The sequence below is a fragment of the Nocardioides sp. genome, assembly GCF_044226305.1.
In the GTDB taxonomy this organism is placed as follows: Bacteria; Actinomycetota; Actinomycetes; order Propionibacteriales; family Nocardioidaceae; genus Nocardioides.
Window position 1 is genome coordinate 1 of record NZ_JBGAHF010000004.1, and the last position, 18,206, is coordinate 18,206.

Annotated in this window: 17 protein-coding genes and 1 pseudogene; 7 read left to right on the top strand and 11 right to left on the bottom strand. The window is 71.9% G+C overall.

What is annotated here, in order from left to right; translation table 11 throughout:
• Both ACILQ5_RS05405 and ACILQ5_RS05410 read right to left on the bottom strand, forming a co-directional pair.
• Positions 1–750, bottom strand: a 750-nt coding sequence (locus ACILQ5_RS05405; RefSeq protein ID WP_395656955.1) for a DUF222 domain-containing protein, incomplete at its 3' end; no start/stop codon positions are given.
• Positions 751–1,149: 399 nt separating this feature from the next.
• Positions 1,150–2,192: pseudogene (locus ACILQ5_RS05410) on the bottom strand (Nramp family divalent metal transporter); the annotation flags it as partial.
• A gap of 446 nt (positions 2,193–2,638) precedes the next feature.
• On the opposite strand from ACILQ5_RS05410, the gene ACILQ5_RS05415 reads away from it, so the two are divergent.
• The 4 genes from ACILQ5_RS05415 (at position 2,639) to tatC (ending at position 5,191) form a co-directional block, all read left to right on the top strand.
• Positions 2,639–3,541, top strand: coding sequence for a ferritin-like domain-containing protein (locus ACILQ5_RS05415; RefSeq protein WP_395656956.1), 903 nt, complete (start codon positions 2,639–2,641; stop codon positions 3,539–3,541).
• A gap of 195 nt (positions 3,542–3,736) precedes the next feature.
• Positions 3,737–4,057: a sec-independent translocase gene (locus ACILQ5_RS05420; protein WP_395656957.1), complete on the top strand. Its 321-nt coding sequence runs from the start codon at positions 3,737–3,739 to the stop codon at positions 4,055–4,057.
• Between the two features lie 9 nt (positions 4,058–4,066).
• Positions 4,067–4,342 (top strand): twin-arginine translocase TatA/TatE family subunit, encoded by a 276-nt coding sequence (gene tatA / locus ACILQ5_RS05425; RefSeq protein WP_395656958.1) that lies wholly within the window; start codon positions 4,067–4,069, stop codon positions 4,340–4,342.
• Between the two features lie 9 nt (positions 4,343–4,351).
• Positions 4,352–5,191: a twin-arginine translocase subunit TatC gene (gene tatC / locus ACILQ5_RS05430; protein ID WP_395656959.1), complete on the top strand. Its 840-nt coding sequence runs from the start codon at positions 4,352–4,354 to the stop codon at positions 5,189–5,191.
• A 186-nt stretch (positions 5,192–5,377) separates the two neighbouring features.
• Here tatC and ACILQ5_RS05435 read toward each other — a convergent pair whose 3' ends face one another.
• The 9 genes from ACILQ5_RS05435 to ACILQ5_RS05475 form a co-directional block, all read right to left on the bottom strand.
• Positions 5,378–5,815, bottom strand: a complete 438-nt coding sequence (locus ACILQ5_RS05435; RefSeq protein WP_395656960.1) for a nitroreductase/quinone reductase family protein — start codon at positions 5,813–5,815, stop codon at positions 5,378–5,380.
• The gene (locus ACILQ5_RS05440; RefSeq protein ID WP_395656961.1) at positions 5,812–6,294 is read right to left on the bottom strand and encodes an SRPBCC family protein; all 483 of its coding nucleotides are present in this window, start codon (positions 6,292–6,294) and stop codon (positions 5,812–5,814) included. The genes ACILQ5_RS05435 and ACILQ5_RS05440 overlap by 4 nt, the downstream gene beginning before the upstream one ends.
• Positions 6,295–6,329: 35 nt before the next feature.
• Positions 6,330–6,887 (bottom strand): TetR/AcrR family transcriptional regulator, encoded by a 558-nt coding sequence (locus ACILQ5_RS05445; RefSeq protein ID WP_395656962.1) that lies wholly within the window; start codon positions 6,885–6,887, stop codon positions 6,330–6,332.
• Between the two features lie 80 nt (positions 6,888–6,967).
• The gene (locus ACILQ5_RS05450; RefSeq protein ID WP_395656963.1) at positions 6,968–7,660 is read right to left on the bottom strand and encodes a hemerythrin domain-containing protein; all 693 of its coding nucleotides are present in this window, start codon (positions 7,658–7,660) and stop codon (positions 6,968–6,970) included.
• A gap of 83 nt (positions 7,661–7,743) precedes the next feature.
• Positions 7,744–8,733 (bottom strand): adenosine deaminase, encoded by a 990-nt coding sequence (locus tag ACILQ5_RS05455; RefSeq protein WP_395656964.1) that lies wholly within the window; start codon positions 8,731–8,733, stop codon positions 7,744–7,746.
• A gap of 29 nt (positions 8,734–8,762) precedes the next feature.
• A complete protein-coding gene (locus ACILQ5_RS05460; protein ID WP_395656965.1) occupies positions 8,763–8,996 on the bottom strand; it encodes a formate dehydrogenase subunit delta in 234 nt (77 codons plus the stop codon).
• Complete coding sequence (fdhF, locus tag ACILQ5_RS05465) at positions 8,993–11,830, bottom strand: formate dehydrogenase subunit alpha (RefSeq protein WP_395656966.1); 2,838 nt, start codon at positions 11,828–11,830, stop codon at positions 8,993–8,995. Before fdhF ends, ACILQ5_RS05460 begins: the two co-directional genes overlap by 4 nt.
• A complete protein-coding gene (locus tag ACILQ5_RS05470) occupies positions 11,827–13,347 on the bottom strand; it encodes an NADH-ubiquinone oxidoreductase-F iron-sulfur binding region domain-containing protein (RefSeq protein WP_395656967.1) in 1,521 nt (506 codons plus the stop codon). Before ACILQ5_RS05470 ends, fdhF begins: the two co-directional genes overlap by 4 nt.
• A complete protein-coding gene (locus ACILQ5_RS05475; RefSeq protein WP_395656968.1) occupies positions 13,344–13,799 on the bottom strand; it encodes an NAD(P)H-dependent oxidoreductase subunit E in 456 nt (151 codons plus the stop codon). The genes ACILQ5_RS05470 and ACILQ5_RS05475 overlap by 4 nt, the downstream gene beginning before the upstream one ends.
• Positions 13,800–13,903: 104 nt before the next feature.
• Between ACILQ5_RS05475 and ACILQ5_RS05480 the strand changes: the two genes are divergently transcribed.
• The 3 genes from ACILQ5_RS05480 to ACILQ5_RS05490 are packed head-to-tail and all read left to right on the top strand — an operon-like array spanning position 13,904 to position 18,143.
• Positions 13,904–15,274, top strand: coding sequence for an 8-oxoguanine deaminase (locus ACILQ5_RS05480; protein ID WP_395656969.1), 1,371 nt, complete (start codon positions 13,904–13,906; stop codon positions 15,272–15,274).
• A 16-nt stretch (positions 15,275–15,290) separates the two neighbouring features.
• A complete protein-coding gene (locus ACILQ5_RS05485; protein ID WP_395656970.1) occupies positions 15,291–16,787 on the top strand; it encodes a pyridoxal-phosphate dependent enzyme in 1,497 nt (498 codons plus the stop codon).
• A 6-nt stretch (positions 16,788–16,793) separates the two neighbouring features.
• On the top strand, positions 16,794–18,143 hold the full coding sequence (locus ACILQ5_RS05490) for a pyridoxal-phosphate dependent enzyme (protein WP_395656971.1): 1,350 nt from the start codon (positions 16,794–16,796) through the stop codon (positions 18,141–18,143).
• Positions 18,144–18,206 lie beyond the last annotated feature (63 nt).

An 18,206-nucleotide genomic window follows, 5' to 3' on the forward strand; every position in this document is an offset into this window, starting at 1 on the left:
TGGTGTGGGCGGCCGCTCGGCGACGGCGCCGGCGCCCTGCGTGGCAGCCACGTGCCGGGGTGCGGCGACGGCGCCGAGCATCTTGCGCAGCGCGGCGCCGTGGTAGGTGGGGATCGTGAAGCGGCCCCGGGTGATGCCTTCGCCGTCGTCGACCATCGAGAGCCGGCAGGACTTCGCGGCAGCCGCCTCCTCTTTCGCGAGCAGGGCGGCCTCGCGGGCGTCGGCCTCGTCGGGCGCGATCACCTCGAACAGGTGCTTCCCGATGCGGTTGAGGGCCTTGGCGTCGTGGTGGCGCGCCTCGCCGATCAGGTGCGCCTCGGCCCTCGACACCAGCGCAGTCGGGACGATGTCGGGGAGCTGGTCGACCCACCGGACGACCACTCGGGCCTGTTCGGTGGTCAGGTCGCCGGAGGCGAGTGCCTCGCGGGTGCCGGGGTGGGCGTCGAGGTCGCGGCCGAGCCGCACGGCGGCGTAGGAGGCGGTCCGCGTCAGCCTCGTCTGGTGCGCGAGCCAGTTCGCCGCCGAGGAGGCGCCGACCTCCTGGCCGAGGTGGATGTCGTCGGCGTGAGCGGCGACCCGTGCCTTGAGCTCGGTGAGCTTCGCCTCGGCGCGCGTCAGCTCGACCAGGGTCCGGCCCGTCTCGCTCGGGTCCATCGACCACACCGATGCGTCGGCGACGGCGTCGAGCTCGGCGTGCAGGTGCGCGGTCGCGACACTGACCCGGTGCTGGGGAGTCGCGATCGCCGTCATGTCCCCATCCCAGCACCGACCACCGACAGTCAGGGCCGAGAATCCCCTGTGTGCACAGGGGATCCGGTCACGATGAGGTCACGATCCACGAACCCCTCTCGACCGATACAAACCAGGGCTGTGGACGACACCGGCGGGTGCGCCGGGTCCGGCGGGGCCAGTCTGGCCGGCAGTGTGTCCTTGGAGTAGGGGCCGAAGAACGGGCTCACGTGAGGGTGAGCCCGACGAGGGCGACGTTGAGCGCGATGATCACCACCGCGATGAGGGAGGCTGCCGCCGTCGTGGTCCGTCGGTTGACCATGCTGCCCATGACGGCGACCTGCCGGGTGAAGAGGACCAGGGGACCAGCGCGAAAGGGATGCCGAAGGACAGCACGACCTGAGAGGCCACGAGTGCCCGGGTCGGATCGATCCCGGCGGCGAGGACCACGAGCGCCGGCGCCAGCGTGAGCGCACGCCGGAGCACGAGGGGGACCTGGCGACGGTTGAAGCCTTCCATCACGATCTGACCGGAGAGCGTGCCCACGCTGGACGCCGCGAACCCGGAGGCGAGCAGCCCCAGGGCGAGGAGCAGGGCCGTCCCCTGGCCGAGAGCGGCGCCCAGAGCGCGGTGAGCGCTCGCGATGCTGTCGCCGCCGACCCCCCGTGCAGGGCGCTCGCCGCGATGAGCAGGAGCGCCAGGTTCATCAGCCCGGCGACCGTCATCGCGGACACCACGTCGATCCGCTGGCTCCGCAGCAGCGACTGGCGCTGCGCCTCGGTGGTGCGGACGTCACGGCCGGCGGTCAGGCTGCTGTGGAGGTAGATGGCGTGCGGCATCACGGTCGCGCCGATCATGCCCGCCGCCAGCAGCACCGAGTCGGCGCCGTCGAACCGGGGTGTCAGTCCGCCCGCGACCGCGACCGGGTCGGGTCCGCTGAGCAGGACGTCGTACACGAAGCCGACCAGGATCACGCCGAGGAGCCCGGTGATCGCGGCCTCGAACGGCCGGTGCCCGCGTGACTCGAGTCCGAGCAGCGCGAAGGCGACGGCGGCGGTGATCACGCCCCCGACGACCAGGGGCAGGTCGAAAAGCAGCTGCAGCGCGATCGCGCCGCCGACGACCTCGGCGAGGTCGGTGGCGACGGCCACCAGCTCCGCCTGCAACCACAGGCCCAGGACCACGGGTCGCGGAAGCTCGTCTCGGCACAGGGCCGGCAGGCTGCGTCCGGTCGCAATGCCGGTCTTCGCCGAGAGGTACTGGATCAGCATCGCCATCAGGTTGCTGGCGACGACGACCCACACGAGCAGGTAGCCGTACCTCGATCCGGCGTTGAGGTTCGTCGCGAAGTTCCCGGGGTCGACATAGGCGATCGCGGTGACGAAGGCCGGGCCGAGCAGGGGGAGCGATCCCCGGGGGCCGGTGCTCGGCCGAGCGAGCAGTCGTCGGCGCTCGAGATACATGGGTCGAACCCCATTTCGCCGGAATCGTCGGAGAATGTCGAATTGTCACCGAACCTTATTTTCGGGCATTGTTCAAGAGCGGAGAAATGATGCTCTACCACTCCATTTAGTGATTCGTAGGCATCGCCGGATCGGATTGAATTTAGTTCCTGAGAATTCGCCTCCAGGCATTCTCATCACCAGCTGCCGGAGGTACGTTCTGGATCATGTCCGCCTGTGTTTGACAGTGTTTCGGGACGGCATGCAGCACCGTAGATGAAGCTCGCGGCTGCCGAGGACGACGGGTGAGAACCCGCTGTGAAATGGTCGCGTTCCTGTTGTGAAAGGGGCTGATCGCTCTTTCTTGCCAGCGTTTCCGACGTACGGCCAGATGTCGTGCGTCATGTCCACGAGATTCAAATGACATCTTTGGAGATGACATGTTCGGAAAGACTGTCGTTCGCGACATGATCAACCGCAGTGCAGAGAACGAGACCGACCGCCGCATCTTCTTGAAGTCGGCCGGCGTGGCGGGGCTCGGCGTCGTCGGAGGAGCAGCCCTCACCGGGACCGGCATCGCTCCGGCGCTCGCCGCCGGCCCCAGCGACGGGGCGATCTTGAACTTCGCCCTCAACCTCGAGTACCTCGAGGCGGAGTTCTACTCGCACGCCGCGCTGGGGCACGGCCTCGACGGCGCCCTGACCAGCGGCAAGGGTCGGCACGGAGGCGTCGTGGGCGGCCGCAAGGTCAACTTCTCCAGCCCGAAGATCGCCAAGATCGCCCGCGAGATCGCTCACGACGAGGTCGCTCACGTGAAGTTCCTGCGGTCGGCGCTCGGTGGCGCGAAGGTCGCGCGCCCGCAGATCGACCTGAAGCACAGCTTCACCGCGGCCGCCCAGGCGGCGGGGCTGATCGGCAAGAGCGAGACCTTCGACCCGTACGCCAACGAGAACAACTTCCTCCTCGCGGCGTTCATCTTCGAGGACGTCGGTGTGACGGCGTACAAGGGCGCCGCCCCGCTGATCGACAACAAGACCTACCTCGAGGCGGCCGCCGGGATCCTCGCGGTCGAGGCGTACCACGCCGGCGTGGTCCGCACCTCGCTCTACGACAAGGACCTCGGTGCGGCCGCCAACAAGATCAGCAAGGCCCGCGACTCCCTCGACGGTCACAGCAACGACGACCAAGGTGTGGTCAAGAAGGGCATGTGGGCGAACCTGGTCCCGGCCGACAAGAACTCCATCGCCTACAGCAGGACCCCGGACCGGGTCCTCAACGTCGTCTACCTCAACCCGAAGAGGGTCGACAAGGGCGGCTTCTACCCGCGCGGTGTGAACGGCTCGATCGCCGTCAGCGGCGGCTCGAAGTAGGTCTCGCCGTGATCTGGCAGGAGTACCTGGGCGCCGTCGTGATGGCGCTCGTCTACGTCCGCCTGGCCTGGATGCTCGTACATCCGCGCCACAAGCGGTCGGTTCCGATGCACAGCAGGTGAGGTCCGGAGTGATCGGGGCCGGGCGTCCGACGCCCGACCCCGGTCCTCCGGCCGTCGTGAGAAGGGAATGACCATGTTCGGCATCGGACTCCCCGAGCTCGCCGTGCTCGCCATGATCGGCGCGCTCGTCCTCGGACCCGACAAGCTCCCCGACCTGGCACGCCAGGCGGCCCGACTGGTCCGCGGGGTCAAGCGCTTCGCGGACGGCGCCCGCGACGAGCTGCGCACGCAGCTCGGCCCGGACTACGCGGACCTCGAGCTGCGCGACCTCGACCCCCGGGTCGTCGTACGCCGGCACGTCGCCTCCGCGCTGGAGGACGACGAGCGTGACCAGCTCGACGACCCTCCGACCACCCGCCGCGCCCCGGCGCGGTCCACGACCAACGAGAACTGAGGTTCCACCATGCAAGCACTCGCCATCGGCGGGCTCGGCGCCCCCGAGCTGCTCATCGTCCTCGCCGTGCTCGTCCTCCTCTTCGGTGCCTCCAAGCTGCCGGAGCTGGCCCGCGGCAGCGGGCGCGCGCTACGCATCTTCAAGGCCGAGACCAGCCACCTCGGTCACGACGACGACGAGGACGCGGTCGCCATCGACCCGATCGCGCACCCGGTGGTCGAGCCGGTCGTCACTGATCCGACCGTCGACGTCGTCGAGGCGCAGCGCCGCGACTCGACCCGCTGAGAGGGCGCCATGTCGATCAGCGTCCCCTGGGGGATCCTCAGCATCAGGCCGAGCCAACCGCCGGGTGCAGACGGCCGGATGGCCATCGGCGACCACCTCCGCGAGCTGCGCGGGCGTCTGGTGCGCTCCACCCTGAGCCTGGTGGTCGCGTTCGGCGTGGCGCTCTTCTTCTACGACCAGCTCCTCGACCTGGTGCTCGCGCCGTACAACCAGGCTCGGGAGACGCTCGGGGCGAGCACGCAGACCACGGCGTACGTCGCCGGTGCCACCGGCCCCCTGATGTTGCAGCTGAAGCTGTGCGGCGTGGCCGCCGTCGTCGCCTCCAGCCCCTATTGGCTCTACCAGATCTGGGCGTTCGTCGTCCCGGGCCTGCGGCGGGAAGAACGCCGGTGGTCGCACGTCTTCGCCGCGGTCGCCGGGCCGTTGTTCATCGCCGGGGTCGCCACGGGGTACTACGTGCTCCCGAAGGGTCTCGCGGTCCTCATCGGATTCACGCCCGCCGGGCTGGAGAACCTGGTCGAGTTCGGCGAGTACTTCTCGTTCCTGACCAGGATGCTGCTCGTGTTCGGCGTCGCCTTCGAGATCCCGCTGTTCGTGATCATGCTCAACCTGGCCGGTGTGGTGTCCGGCAAGGCGCTGGGCCGGCACCGAGCCTGGATCATCATCGGCACGTTCGTCTTCGCCGCCGTGGCGACGCCCTCGACCGACCCGTTCTCCATGCTGATGCTCGGGCTGCCGATGCTCGTGTTGTTCCTGGTTGCCGAGGTGGTCGCACGGGTCATCGACCGGAGCCGGGGGCGTCGGAGCAAGGATGTCGCCGTGGACGACGACGAGATGTCACCGCTCTGACCGACGTGAGGGACGACGAGCGGCGCGCGATCCGGCAACGGCCGGCGGCGAGATCGTCATCATCGTCAGCGTCACCCCGGGCAGCTCCCCGATCACCGACACCTGCGGTCTGGGCCCGGGCGCACGGCCATCCTCGCCACCGTCGTCGCCCCCTCCATCACACCGCGCGGGATCGGTGGGAGTCCGTCAGTTCCCGGGTCCGTCGAGAGGTTGGAGGACCGCGACCGGGATGGGTCGGCCCGCCTTGCGGGCGTACCTGGCCACTCCGGGCGCGCGCTCGAGGATGGTGTCGGTCCACATCGCGTCGCGGTCGGCGCCGGTGAGCTCGCGCGGACGCAGCCGGAGCCGGTCCCGGCGGATCTGCACCTCGGCGAGCTCGGCGGCGCGGAGGTTTCGGAACCAGTCGGGATCGCTCTTCGCCCCGGATCCGGTGCCCCAGACGACCGGGCCGTCGGGGGTGTCGAGGAAGCGGACGCAGGTGGAGCGCGGAAGCCCCGTGCGTCGGCCGGGGACGGTGATCAGCAGGACGGTCACGCTCTTGCTGCCGCTGCTCAGCCGGCCGTCCAGCCTCTGGTAGAGCCAGACGCCGATGCGGTTCCCGGCTCGGGTGAGTCGTCGGCTCATGCCTGGCCACCGTGACGGGCGACCGCTCCTACGCGGACGAGGTCCTCGGTCAGCCGTGCGTCCCGGTCCCGGTGGTTGGGGACCAGCCGGGCGTAGATGCGATCGAGCAGCCAGGGTGCGCGCAGCACGGTGAAGGACTGCGTGATCAGCGTGCGACCGTCGTTCGTCTCCTCGAGCTGGATGCGCCACTCGGTCATGTCGGGGACGAGCAGGGTCGACACGGTCCGCCAGACGAGCCGGTGCGGAGGGTGCACCTCGACGATCTGGCAGGTACGGCCCCAGCGCACCCAGCCCGCTCGGTTGCGTCCACGGAACCGCACGCCCGGAGCGGGCCCGGTTGCTTCGTCGAGCCAGCGTGCACTGTGGCACTCGTGGCTCCACTCGCCGACCCGGGTGACGTCGGAGACCACCTCCCAGACCTGCGGCACCGTCGCGTCCACGACGACCTCGACGTGGGACTGCTTCTGGACCTGCATCATCGTCACCTCCTGCGGTCGGGACCGGCCGGCACGTCTCAGGCCTCGCCGTGGTGCAGCAGGCGGCGGACCGTGCTCGCCAGCCACCGCTCGTAGTCCTCGACCGGCCGGCCGCCGACCTGGGTCATCAGCCAGAAGGCGTCGGTGCCCATGGTCACCCACAGCCCGTCGAGCACGTCGTCGTCGACCGGCCGGCCGGTCAGCATCTCCGCCCCCTCGCGGGTGTTCTCGCGCCGCTGGTGCTCGAGCTCCTGCAGCTTCGCCGCCAGCTGCGGTTCGCTGCCGGCTGCCTCCGCGAGTGCCCGCCGCAACCCCCAGACGCGCCGGTTGATCCCGCTGACCAACCGGGCGGCCGCGTCGATGCGGTCGCCGACCGGACCCGTCGCCAGGGCGGCGAACTCCGGCCGCTGCGACAGGGGCACCGGCTCGGCGTCACCCACGACGCCGACGTCGATGGCGGCGAGCAGCAGGTCGGTCTTCGAACCGAAGCTCGCGTACACCGTCTCGACAGAAACACCTGCTTGCTTGGCGATGTCGCGCATCCCGGTCGCCGACCAGCCGCGGTCGGCGAACTGCGAGGTCGCGGCCGCGAGCACGAGCGCGCGCGTCTCGGCTGCCTGCTGCTGGCGCCGAGCCGAACGGTACGGCCGTCTCGCCCGGTCCGACGGGGCAGCCGTCACGAGGCCGCGGCCGCCGCCGTACGGGACCCGTCCGGCGTCCATCGGACCCGAGCCCGGCGACGGTAGCCGGGTCCGAAGCCCTGCACCAGGACGAACCTGATCACGGCCGGCACCTTGTGGACGACGACGTCGTACCCCTCCGGGTCGATGTCCTCCAGCAGCCAGTTGCCCTCCGCCGCCAGCTGTCGCATGGTCTTCGACTTGATGTTGTGCTCCTGCTCCATCGCGTCCCACTCGCCGTTGGTGATGCTGGCCGACACCACCGGCATCGCCTCGGCCACCTCGCGGTCCAGGTGGGGCACCAGCACCTCCAGAAGGCGGTCGAGGGCCTCGGCGAGCGCGACCCGTGCGTGGTCGTCCGTGGTGGTCGCGTACTCCTGCGCCGCTGCGGCAGCCGCGTCGGCGGCCGGAGCGATCCGCGCGTGGTCGGCCTCCATCGAGTCCAGCAGCTCGGCCGAACCCGGGTTGCGGCTGCGCACCAGCGGCCACAGGTGGGTGTCCTCGCTGGTGTGGTGGGCGTGCAGGAACTCGAGCATCCACGTGACGTGCTCGCCGAGGGCCACGCGCTGCCGGCCCCGGGGAGCCGGGGTCTCGGTCAGCACGCGATGCACGCGGACCAGGTCACGCTTCAAGGCGTTGTGGATGATCGCCATCATCCGGGTGTCAGCCGGGTCCTCGGGACGGGTCATGGGGCTCACCTCCACGTCAATGCTAGAACGACAGTGCTTTCGATACAATGCCGTTCCAGTAAATTCGTGAAGGCGGGTACGCGCTAGTGGTCGGCGGCGGCCCAGGCCTCGACCTCGGCCTGGAACGACCTCCGATCCGCGGGCTCGATGAACGCCGCCTCGAACGAGTTGTCGGCGAGGCGCCGCAGGTCCTCCTTCGCGAGGTCGAGGGCCGTCGCGACCGCGCGGTAGTTGTCGTCGACGTAGCCGCCGAAGTACGCCGGGTCGTCGCTGTGGACGCTCACGAGCAGGTCGCGGTCGAGCAGCGTGCGCAGCGGGTGGTCCCGCATCTCGTCGACGACCCGGAGCCGGACGTTGGACTGCGGGCAGACGGTCAGGGGCACCCGGTCCCGGGCCAGCCGCGCCACCAGGTCGGGGTCCTCGAGGCAGCGCACGCCGTGGTCGATCCGCTCGGCCCCCAGCAGGTCCAGCGAGTCGATGATGTTGTCCGGGCCGCCCTCCTCGCCGGCGTGCGCCACCCGCCGGAGGCCGTCTGCCCCTGCCCTGCGGAAGACGTCCGCGAAGTCCCGGTTCGGGAACCCCACCTCGGTCGAGTCCAGGCCCACCCCGAGGAGGGAGTCGCGGTACGGCCGCAGTGCGTCGTACGCCGCCATGGCCGCGTCCGGGCCGAGGTGGCGCAGGAAGCACACGATCAGACCCGTGGACACCTCGGGGTGGGCGGCCATCGCCGCGGTCACCCCCTCCATGACGACGGCCGGGTCGATCCCGTTGTCCGTGTGGGTCTGGGTGTCGAGGAACAGCTCCGCGCGGCGTACGTCGGCCGCTCGTGCTCGGAGCAGGTACTGCTCCGTCATCGCGTAGAAGTCCTCGACCGTCCGCATCACCACGAGGTTCGCGTAGTAGATGTCGAGGAACGACTGGAGGTCGGTGAAGTCGTAGCGGGCCGCGAGCTCCTCGATGCTGTCGGCGGGCGTCGGCAGCCCGTTCGCCCGTGCGGCCGCGAAGATGGTCGCCGGCTCCAGGGTGCCCTCCAGGTGGACGTGCAGCTCGGCCGTGGGCGGAGTCGTCTTCATGTGGCCTTCCTTAGCGACGGTGGTGCGGCCTACGCCCCGTGGGACCCGTGCGCGGCCAGGCGGCCGACCGCGTCGACGAGGAGCGGGTCGAGCGACGGGTCCTGGGCGGCCGCGAGGGCCTCGAGCGCGCGACGCATCTGCGGGTGCCAGAACGCCTCGATGTGCCGGGCGACGGCCTCGGCCGCCTGGTCGGCCGGCAGGTGCGCGAACTGACGGGCGATGTCGTTGCCCAGGCGCGCCTCTGGCGGGACCGTGGTGCTCATGCGTGCGTCTCCGCGGCGCCGCGTGCCGCGGCGACGGCCTGGTCGCCCCGCGCGTTGGCGACGCCGACCTGCACCGCCGTCACCTTGTACTCCGGGCAGTTGGTGGCCCAGTCGGAGTTCTCCGTCGTGACGACGTTGGCGCCGGTGACCGGGTGGTGGAAGGTCGTGTAGACGACGCCCGGGGGCATCCGCTCGGTCACGAGCGCGTGCAGCGTGGTCGACCCGACGCGGCTCGACAGGTCGACGAGGTCGCCGGTCGAGATGCCGCGCAGCTCGGCGTCGGCGGGGTGGATCTCCAGGACGTCCTCGGGGTGCCAGAGGTTGTTGGCGGTCCGCCGTGTCTGGGCGCCGACGTTGTACTGGCTGAGGATCCGGCCGGTGGTGAGGATCAACGGGTACCGGCGGGTCGACCGCTCGGTCGTCGGCACGAAGACCGTCTCGACGAGCCTGCCCTTGCCCCGCACGAACTCGCCGACGTGCATCACCGGCGTCCCGGTCGAGTCGGTGTCGTAGACCGGCCACTGCATCGAGCCGACCTCGTCGAGCCGCGCGAACGAGACACCCGCGAAGGTCGGGGTGGTCGCCGCGATCTCGTCCATGATCTCCGACGCGTCGCCGTAGGACATGTCGAAGCCCATCGCCCGCCCGATCGCGCAGGTGACCTCCCACTCGTCCATGCCGACCAGCGAGTCGAAGACGGGCCGGACGCGGTTGAGGCGCCGCTCGGCGTTGGTGAACGTGCCGTCCTTCTCCAGGAACGACGTGCCGGGCAGGAAGACGTGCGCGAACCGGGCGGTCTCGTTGAGGAAGAGGTCCTGGACGACGACGAGGTCCATCGCCCGCAGCGCCGCCTGCACGTGCTGGGTGTTGGGGTCGGACTGGGCGATGTCCTCGCCCTGGACGTAGAGCCCACGGAACGTCCCCGCCAGGGCCGCGTCGAGCATGTTGGGGATCCGCAGCCCCGGCTCCGGGTCGAGGGTGCGACCCCACAGCCGCTCGTAGATCCCGCGGACGGCGTCGTCGGAGACGTGCCGGTAGCCCGGGAGCTCGTGCGGGAAGGACCCCATGTCGCACGAGCCCTGGACGTTGTTCTGCCCGCGGAGCGGGTTCACGCCCACACCCTCACGACCGATGTTGCCGGTGAGCATGGCCAGGTTGGCCATCCCCATCACCATCGTCGAGCCCTGGGAGTGCTCGGTGACGCCCAGGCCGTAGTAGATCGCGGAGTTCGGACCGTGGGCGTAGAGCCGGGCGGCCGCGCGCAGCTCCTCGGGGTCGACGCCGGTGGCCGCGGCCACGGACTCCGGCGAGTTGACCGGGTCCGCGATGAAGGCGAGGTAGTCGTCGGCGTCCTCGCAGCGCTCGCGCACGAACTCCTCGTCGTGGAGTCCCTCGGTCACGACCACGTGGGCCAGCGCGTTGATGAGGGCGACGTTGGCGCCGGGCAGGACGGGCAGGTGGTACGCCGCCTCGACGTGCGGGCTGCGCACCAGGTCGATCCGGCGGGGGTCGCACACGATCAGCCGGGCGCCCTCCCGCAGCCGCCGCTTCATCCGGGAGGCGAAGACCGGGTGGGCGTCGGTGGGGTTCGCGCCGATCAGGAGGATCACGTCGGCCTCGGCGACCGAGCGGAAGTCCTGGGTGCCCGCCGAGGTGCCGAAGGTCTGCTTCAGGCCGTAGCCGGTGGGGGAGTGGCACACCCGCGCACAGGTGTCGATGTTGTTGTTGCCGAACGCCGCCCGCACCAGCTTCTGGACGACGTACACCTCCTCGTTGGTGCACCGGCTCGACGAGATGCCGCCGATGGCGTCGACGCCGTGCTCGGCCTGGAGGGCGGCGAACCCCGCGGCGACCCGGGCCACGGCCTCGTCCCAGGAGACCTGGCGCCACTCGTCGTCGATCGTGTCGCGCACCATCGGGGACAGCTGGCGGTCCCGGTGGGAGGCGTAGCCGTAGGCGAACCGGCCCTTGACGCAGCTGTGGCCCTCGTTGGCGGCGCCCTTCTTCGACGGCACCATCCGCACCACCCGGGTGTCGGGGCCCTCGCCCGAGACCTCGGCGCGGAACGAGCACCCGACGCCGCAGTAGGCGCAGGTGGTCTCCACCGCACGCGTCGGCATGCCGAGCTCGACGAGGGAGTGCTCCTGCAGCGCGGAGGTCGGGCAGGCCTGCACGCAGGCTCCGCACGAGACGCACTCGGAGGAGAGGAGGTCGGCACCGCCGGCGCTGATCCGGGAGTCGAAGCCGCGGCCCTCGACGGTGAGCGCGAAGGTGCCCTGGATGTCGGCGCACGCGCGGACGCAGCGGGAGCAGACGATGCACGAGGCGGGGTCGAAGGCGAAGTAGGGGTTGCTGAGGTCGACCGGGGCCGGGTGGGCGACCTCCTCGCGGGAGGCCGGCCGTCCGTAGCGGACCTCGGCGGCGCCGACGGTGGCCGCCATCGCCTGGATCTCGCAGCTGCCGCGGGCGCAGCCGTCGCAGTCCTCGGGGTGGTCGGAGAGGTAGAGCTCCATGACGTTGCGCCGCAGGGTGCGCACCGTCTCGGTCTGCGTGCTGACGACCATGCCGTCGGTGCAGGGTGTCGTGCAGGAGGCGGGGACGCCCTTCACCCCGTCGACCTCGACCAGGCACATCCGGCACGAGCCGAAGGCGGCGAGCGAGTCGGTCGCGCACAGCTTGGGGAGGTGCACGCCGGCCTCGGTCGCGGCGCGGAGGACCGACGTGCCGGCCGGCACCTCCAGCTGCCGTCCGTCGACGGTGACCGTCACCGCCGGGGCGCCGGGGACGGCCGGCGTGCCGAGGTCGGCCTCGGGTGCCCAGCCGTCGCCGCTCATCGGTGCACCTCGAAGTCCTCGGGGAAGTGCCGCAGGGCGCTCTGCACCGGCACCGGGGTCAGCCCGCCCATCGCGCACAGCGAGCCCTTGATCATCGTCGTGCAGAGCTCGTCGAGCAGCACCAGGCCGGCGTCGACGTCGCTCTGCCCGTCTCGGGCGGCGATGATCCGGTCGATGGTCTCCACGCCGCGCACCGACCCGATCCGGCACGGTGTGCACTTGCCGCACGACTCGTGGGAGCAGAACTCCATCGCGAACCGTGCCATCCGCGCCATGTCGACGGTGTCGTCGAACACCACGACGCCGCCGTGCCCGAGCATCGCCCCGGCGTCGGCCAGCGCCTCGTAGTCCATCGGCACGTCGAAGCCGGACGCCGGCACGTAGGCGCCGAGCGGGCCACCGACCTGCGCCGCACGGACCGGGCGCCCGGAGAGGCTGCCGCCGCCGTACTCCTCGACGAGCTCGCGCAAGGACACCCCGAAGGGCAGCTCGACGATGCCGCCCCGCCGGACGTTGCCGGCGAGCTGGAAGACCTGGGTGCCGCGGGAGCGGCCGGTGCCGAGGGAGGCGTACGCCGCGCCGCCGTCGGCGAGGACCATCGGCACGGTGGCCAGCGTCAGCACGTTGTTGACGGCGGTCGGGCGGCCCCACAGGCCCCGGACGGCCGGGATCGGCGGTCGGGCCCGGACCTCGCCGCGGCGACCCTCGAGGCTCTCGAGCATCGAGGACTCCTCGCCGCAGATGTAGGCGCCCGCCCCGACGCGGACGTGCAGGTCGAAGGTCAGCCCGGAGCCGAGGACGTCCCGGCCGAGGTAGCCGTGGGTGTACGCCGTGTCGACCGCCCGCCGCAGGGCAGCGACGGCGTGCGGGTACTCGGAGCGGACGTAGACGTAGCCCTCGGTGGCTCCGACGGCGTGGGCGGCGATCGCCATGCCCTCGACCAGGGTGAACGGGTCGCCCTCCACGAGCATCCGATCGGCGAACGTGCCGGAGTCGCCCTCGTCGAAGTTGCAGGCCACGAACTTCTGGTCGGCCTCGGTCGCCAGGACGGTCTGCCACTTCAGCCCGGCCGGGAAGCCGGCGCCGCCGCGACCGCGGAGCCCGGATTCGGTGACCTCCTGGACCACCTCCGCCGGGGAGAGCGTGAGCGCCCGGCGCAGGCCGGCCCAGCCGCCGTGGGCCTCGTAGTCGCCGATCGAGGCCGGGTCGACGACCCCGACCCGGGTGAAGGTCACCCGGTGCTGCGACGTCAGCCACGGGTGCTCGTCGACCACGCCGATGCCGGTCGCGCCACCCGTGAGGACGGCGGGGACGTCCGCGGGGGTCACGTTCGCGTAGCCCACCCGGCCCGCCGCGGTGTCGACCTCGACCAGCGGCTCCAGCCAGAGCATGCCGCGCGAACCGGTGCGGACGACCTCGGCGCCGGCCGCGGCGAGGGCCGCGGCCACCTCGTCCGACCCGACGGACACCGCGGCGGCGTCGGCGGGGACGAACACCCGGACCGGGCCGGTGCTCATCGCCACCCCTCCGTCAGGGCGTCCAGGCGCTGGGTCGACAGTCGGCCGTGCAGCCGCCCGTCGACGGTGCCGGACGGGCCGAGCGCGCAGTTGCCGAGGCAGAAGACCTCCGCGACCTCCACGTCGTCGCCCAGGCTGCCGGCGCGGGCCACGGTGGCGTCGTGCAGGGCCTCGGCGCCCACCGCCTGACAGGCCTCGCCGCGGCACAGGGCGACGGTGTGGGTGGCCGGCGGCTCGGTGCGGAAGTCGCGGTAGAAGCTCACCACGCCGTGCACCTCGGCGACCGAGAGGTTGAGCACGGCGGCGATCGTCTCCACATCCTCGCGGGCCACGTGGCCGAGCTCCTCGACCACGTCGTGGAGCACCGGCATCAACGGCCCCCGGTCCGTCAGGTGCGCCGTCGCGATCGCGCTGACCAGCGCGGCCCGGTCGGTCGTGGACGCGGTCGTCATCTATCAGCTCCGGAAGTGGCGTCGGTCACGCGATCGTACTGCTGGTCGAGGACGACCTGCACGGTTCGGCCACACGGCCGCGGGCAGGTGGCTAACGTCGAAGGGTGACCGTCGAGCTGTTGATCGACGGGGCCGAGCTGGTGGCAACACTCGACGCCGACGACCGTGAGATCCCGGGAGGGTGGGTCGCCCTCGACGGTGGCCTGGTGGCGGCGGTGGGCGGACCGGGCGACGAGCGGCCGGCCGCGGCACGGGTGCTCCGGGCGGACGGGTGCCTCGTCACGCCGGGCCTGGTCAACACCCACCACCACATCTTCCAGAACCTCACCCGGGCCTACCGGCCCGCGGTCAACACGTCGCTGTTCACGTGGCTGACCACGCTCTACCCGCTGTGGGCGGGGCTCGACGAGGAGGCGGCGTACCTCTCGGCGTGGGTGGGGCTGGCCGAGCTCGCCCTCGGCGGGTGCACGACGACGACCGACCACCTCTACGTCCACCCGCGCCACGGCGGCGACCTCGTCTCCGCCGAGATCACCGCGGCCCGCGAGCTCGGGGTCCGGTTCCACCCCACCCGGGGATCGATGAGCCTGTCGGCCAAGGACGGCGGCCTGCCGCCCGACTCCGTGGTGCAGGACGACGACGAGATCCTCGCCGACAGCGAGCGGCTCGTCGGGCTGCACCACGACCGGTCCTGGGGAGCGATGGTGCGCATCGCCCTGGCGCCCTGCTCGCCGTTCTCGGTGTCCTCCGACCTGATGCGGCGCACGGCCGAGCTCGCCGAGCGGCTCGACGTCCGGCTGCACACGCACCTGGCCGAGGACCCCGACGAGGACCGCTTCGCGGCGAAGGCCTTCGGCAAGCGCACCATCGACCACTTCGAGGACGTCGGGTGGATGTCGGACCGCACCTGGGTGGCCCATTGCATCTACCCCGACCAGGACGAGGTGAGCCGGCTCGGCGCGGCCGGCGTCGGCGTCGCGCACTGCCCCTCGTCGAACATGATGATCGGCGGCGGCGGGATGGCCCCGGTGGCCGAGATGCGCGCCGCGGGCGTGCCTGTCGGGCTCGGCTGCGACGGGTCCGCCTCGACCGACCACGCGTCGCTGTGGCTGGAGGCCCGGATGGCCCTGCTGCTGGGCCACCAGCGCAAGGGGCCGACCGGCATGACCGCTCGCGACGCGCTCGACATCGCCACCCGCGGCTCGGCCGCGTGCCTGGGCCGCGCCGGCGAGCTCGGCACGCTCACGCCCGGCGCGGCGGGCGACCTCGTCTGCTGGCCGTTGACCGGGATCGCGTTCGCGGGGGCGCTCACGGACCCGGTGGAGGCCTGGCTGCGGTGCGCCCCGGTCGCCGCCCGCCACACCGTGGTCGCCGGCCGTGCGGTCGTCGAGGACGGCGCGCTCGTGCACCCCGGCCTCGAGGAGATGCTTCGCCGCCACCGGGCGGCCGCCGGTCGTCTGCAGCGACCGGCCTGAGGGGATCGGAGCTCACATGTCCTCACTCGGAGTCGGAACCGACGTCGTCGAGCCTGCCGCGCGGGACCGCGCCGTCGAGCACTTCAGGTCCGCGGGCATCGTCCTGCCCACGCTGGCGGAGCTCGCCGACCCGACCCGGATCCCCGCAGCGGTGACCGCGGCCCTCACCCACGTCGGACCCGACGACGCCGACCCGCTCAACCTGTTCCGGATCCACTGGTTCAACGACGCGTCGCGCACCGGCCGGGTGGCGGTGCCCGAGCACGTGGTGCTGCCGAAGGAGCTCACCGGGGTCGACGCCCGGATCGTGGTCGTGCTCGGTGACCGGTTCCCGATGATCCGCGCCCACAAGGTGCTCGCCGCCTACGCCTGCCTGGTGCCGCGGATCGTCACCGGCGCGTTCGACCCCAGCACGCAGCGCGCGGTGTGGCCGTCGACCGGCAACTACTGCCGTGGCGGTGTGGCGATCTCCCGGATCCTGGGCTGCCACGGCGTCGCCGTCCTCCCCGAGGGGATGAGCCAGGAGCGGTTCGCCTGGCTGCGGCGATGGGTGACCTCGCCGGACGACATCCTCACGACCCCCGGTACGGAGAGCAACGTGCGGGAGATCTACGAGGCCTGCGACGAGCTCGCCCAGGACCCGCGCAACGTGGTCATCAACCAGTTCTCCGAGTTCGGCAACCACCTGGCCCACCGGCTCTGCACCGGGCAGGCGCTGGGCGCCGTGTTCGACCACCTGCACGACGCCGACAGGCATCTGCGCCTGCGCGCCTTCGTCTCCGCGTCCGGCTCCGCGGGGACGCTCGGCGCCGGCGACCACCTGAAGGAGGCGTACGGCGCCGCGGTGGTCGCCGTCGAGGCCCTGGAGTGCCCGACCATGCTGCGCAACGGCTTCGGCTCGCACAACATCCAGGGCATCGGCGACAAGCACATCCCGCTGATCCACCACGTCCACAACACCGATGTCGTCGTCGACGTCACCGACCGGGCGACCGACCAGCTGTCGGTGCTGTTCAGCGACCCGGCCGGCCTGGCCCACCTCGCCGACCGTCGGGGCGTGCCCGACGCGACGCTGGCCGCGCTGCCGTCGTTCGGCCTCTCGAGCATCTGCAACGTGGTCGCCGCCGTGAAGCTCGCCAAGCACCTCGACCTCGGGCCCGAGGACGTCGTGGTCACGGTCGCCACGGACGGGGCGTCGATGTACGAGAGCGAGCGCGAGATGATCCGGGCACGCGACTTCCCCGGCGGGTTCGACGAGGCTGCGGCGGCCGAGGTGTTCGGCCGCTGGATGCTCGGGGCGGACACGAGCGACCTGCTCGAGACGACGACGCGGGACCGCGACCGGATCTTCGACCTCGGCTACTACACCTGGGTCGAGCAGCGCGGGACCTCGATCGAGGACTTCGTCGCGCGGCGCGACCAGGCGTTCTGGACCGGCCTGTGCTCGCGGCTCGCGGCGTGGGACGAGATGATCGCCGACTTCAACGCCCGCACGGGCGCCCGGGTCGGGTGAGAGGCCGTGGGGGCGCCGGCCAGCCGCCTGGTGTGCGGGGCCTGCGGCGCCACCCCTGACCCACGGGATCCCTACCCGTTCCGGTGCCCCCGGGCCGACGGCGACGACGTCGACCACGTGCTCGTGCGCGTCCTCGACCCCGACGACGTCCGCTTCCCGGACGGGACGGCCGGCAGCGCGTCCCCGTTCGTGCACTACCGCGGACTGCTGCACAGCCACCACCGCGCGATCGCCGGAGGGATGAGCGACGACGAGGTCGTCGAGCTGGTGGCGCGCCTCGACGACCGCGTGGCGACCGTGGCGGGCAGCGGCTTCCGGGTGACGCCGTTCGGCCGGGACCCCGTGCTGTCGGACCGGCTCGGGTTCGGCGCCGCGGGGGGCGTGTGGGTCAAGGACGAGACCGGCAACGTCTCCGGGTCGCACAAGGGTCGGCACCTGATGGGCGTGCTGCTGCACCTCGAGGTCGCCGAGCGGCTCGGGCTCGCCGACCCCGGCGCCCGCCCGGACCTGGCGATCGCCAGCTGCGGCAACGCGGCCCTCGCGGCCGCGGTGGTGGCGCGTGCGGCCGAGCGGCGGCTCCGGGTCTTCGTCCCCGTCGACGCCGACCCGGTGGTCCTCCGCGCCCTGCACGAGCTGGGCGCCGACGTCGTGACGTGCGACCGGCGACCGGGCGCGGCCGGCGACCCCGCGTACGCGGGCCTGCGGGCGGCGCTCGCCGCCGGGGCCGTGCCCTTCACCTGCCAGGGCAACGAGAACGGGCTGGTCATCGAGGGCGGCGAGACGCTGGCGTACGAGGTCGTCTCCGAGCTGCGCGCAACGGGCACCGACCTGGACCACCTCGTCGTCCAGGTGGGCGGCGGGGCGCTGGCCAGCGCCTGCATCGCGGGGTTCGCCGAGGCGGTCGACCTCGGCGCACTCGACCACGGTCCACGGATCCACACGGTGCAGACCATGGGCGGCCACCCTCTGGAACGGGCGTACCGGCGGGTCCGGGCCGACCTGCCGGCGTCGCCCGGAGCCGCGGACGTCGAGGCTGCGCTGCGCCGGGCCGCGACCCACCGGTCGGCGTACATGTGGCCCTGGGAGGAGGAGCCGCACAGCATCGCCACGGGGATCCTGGACGACGAGACCTACGACTGGCGGGCGGTCGTGGCCGGGATGCTCACCACCGGTGGCCGCCCGCTCGTCGTGGGCGAGGAGCAGCTGGCACGCGCGCACGACCTCGGCCACGCGGCCGGGTACGCCGTCGACCCCACCGGCTCCGCCGGCCTGGCCGGCCTGCTCGACCTGCTCGAGGCCGGCGACGTCGGTCCGGGCGACCGCGTGGGGATCCTGTTCACCGGGGTCGATCGGTAGCCGCGCCCCGGGCCGAAGGACCCTGGCGAGCTGTCCAGCCGCCGAGGAACGTGAGGGAGGAGC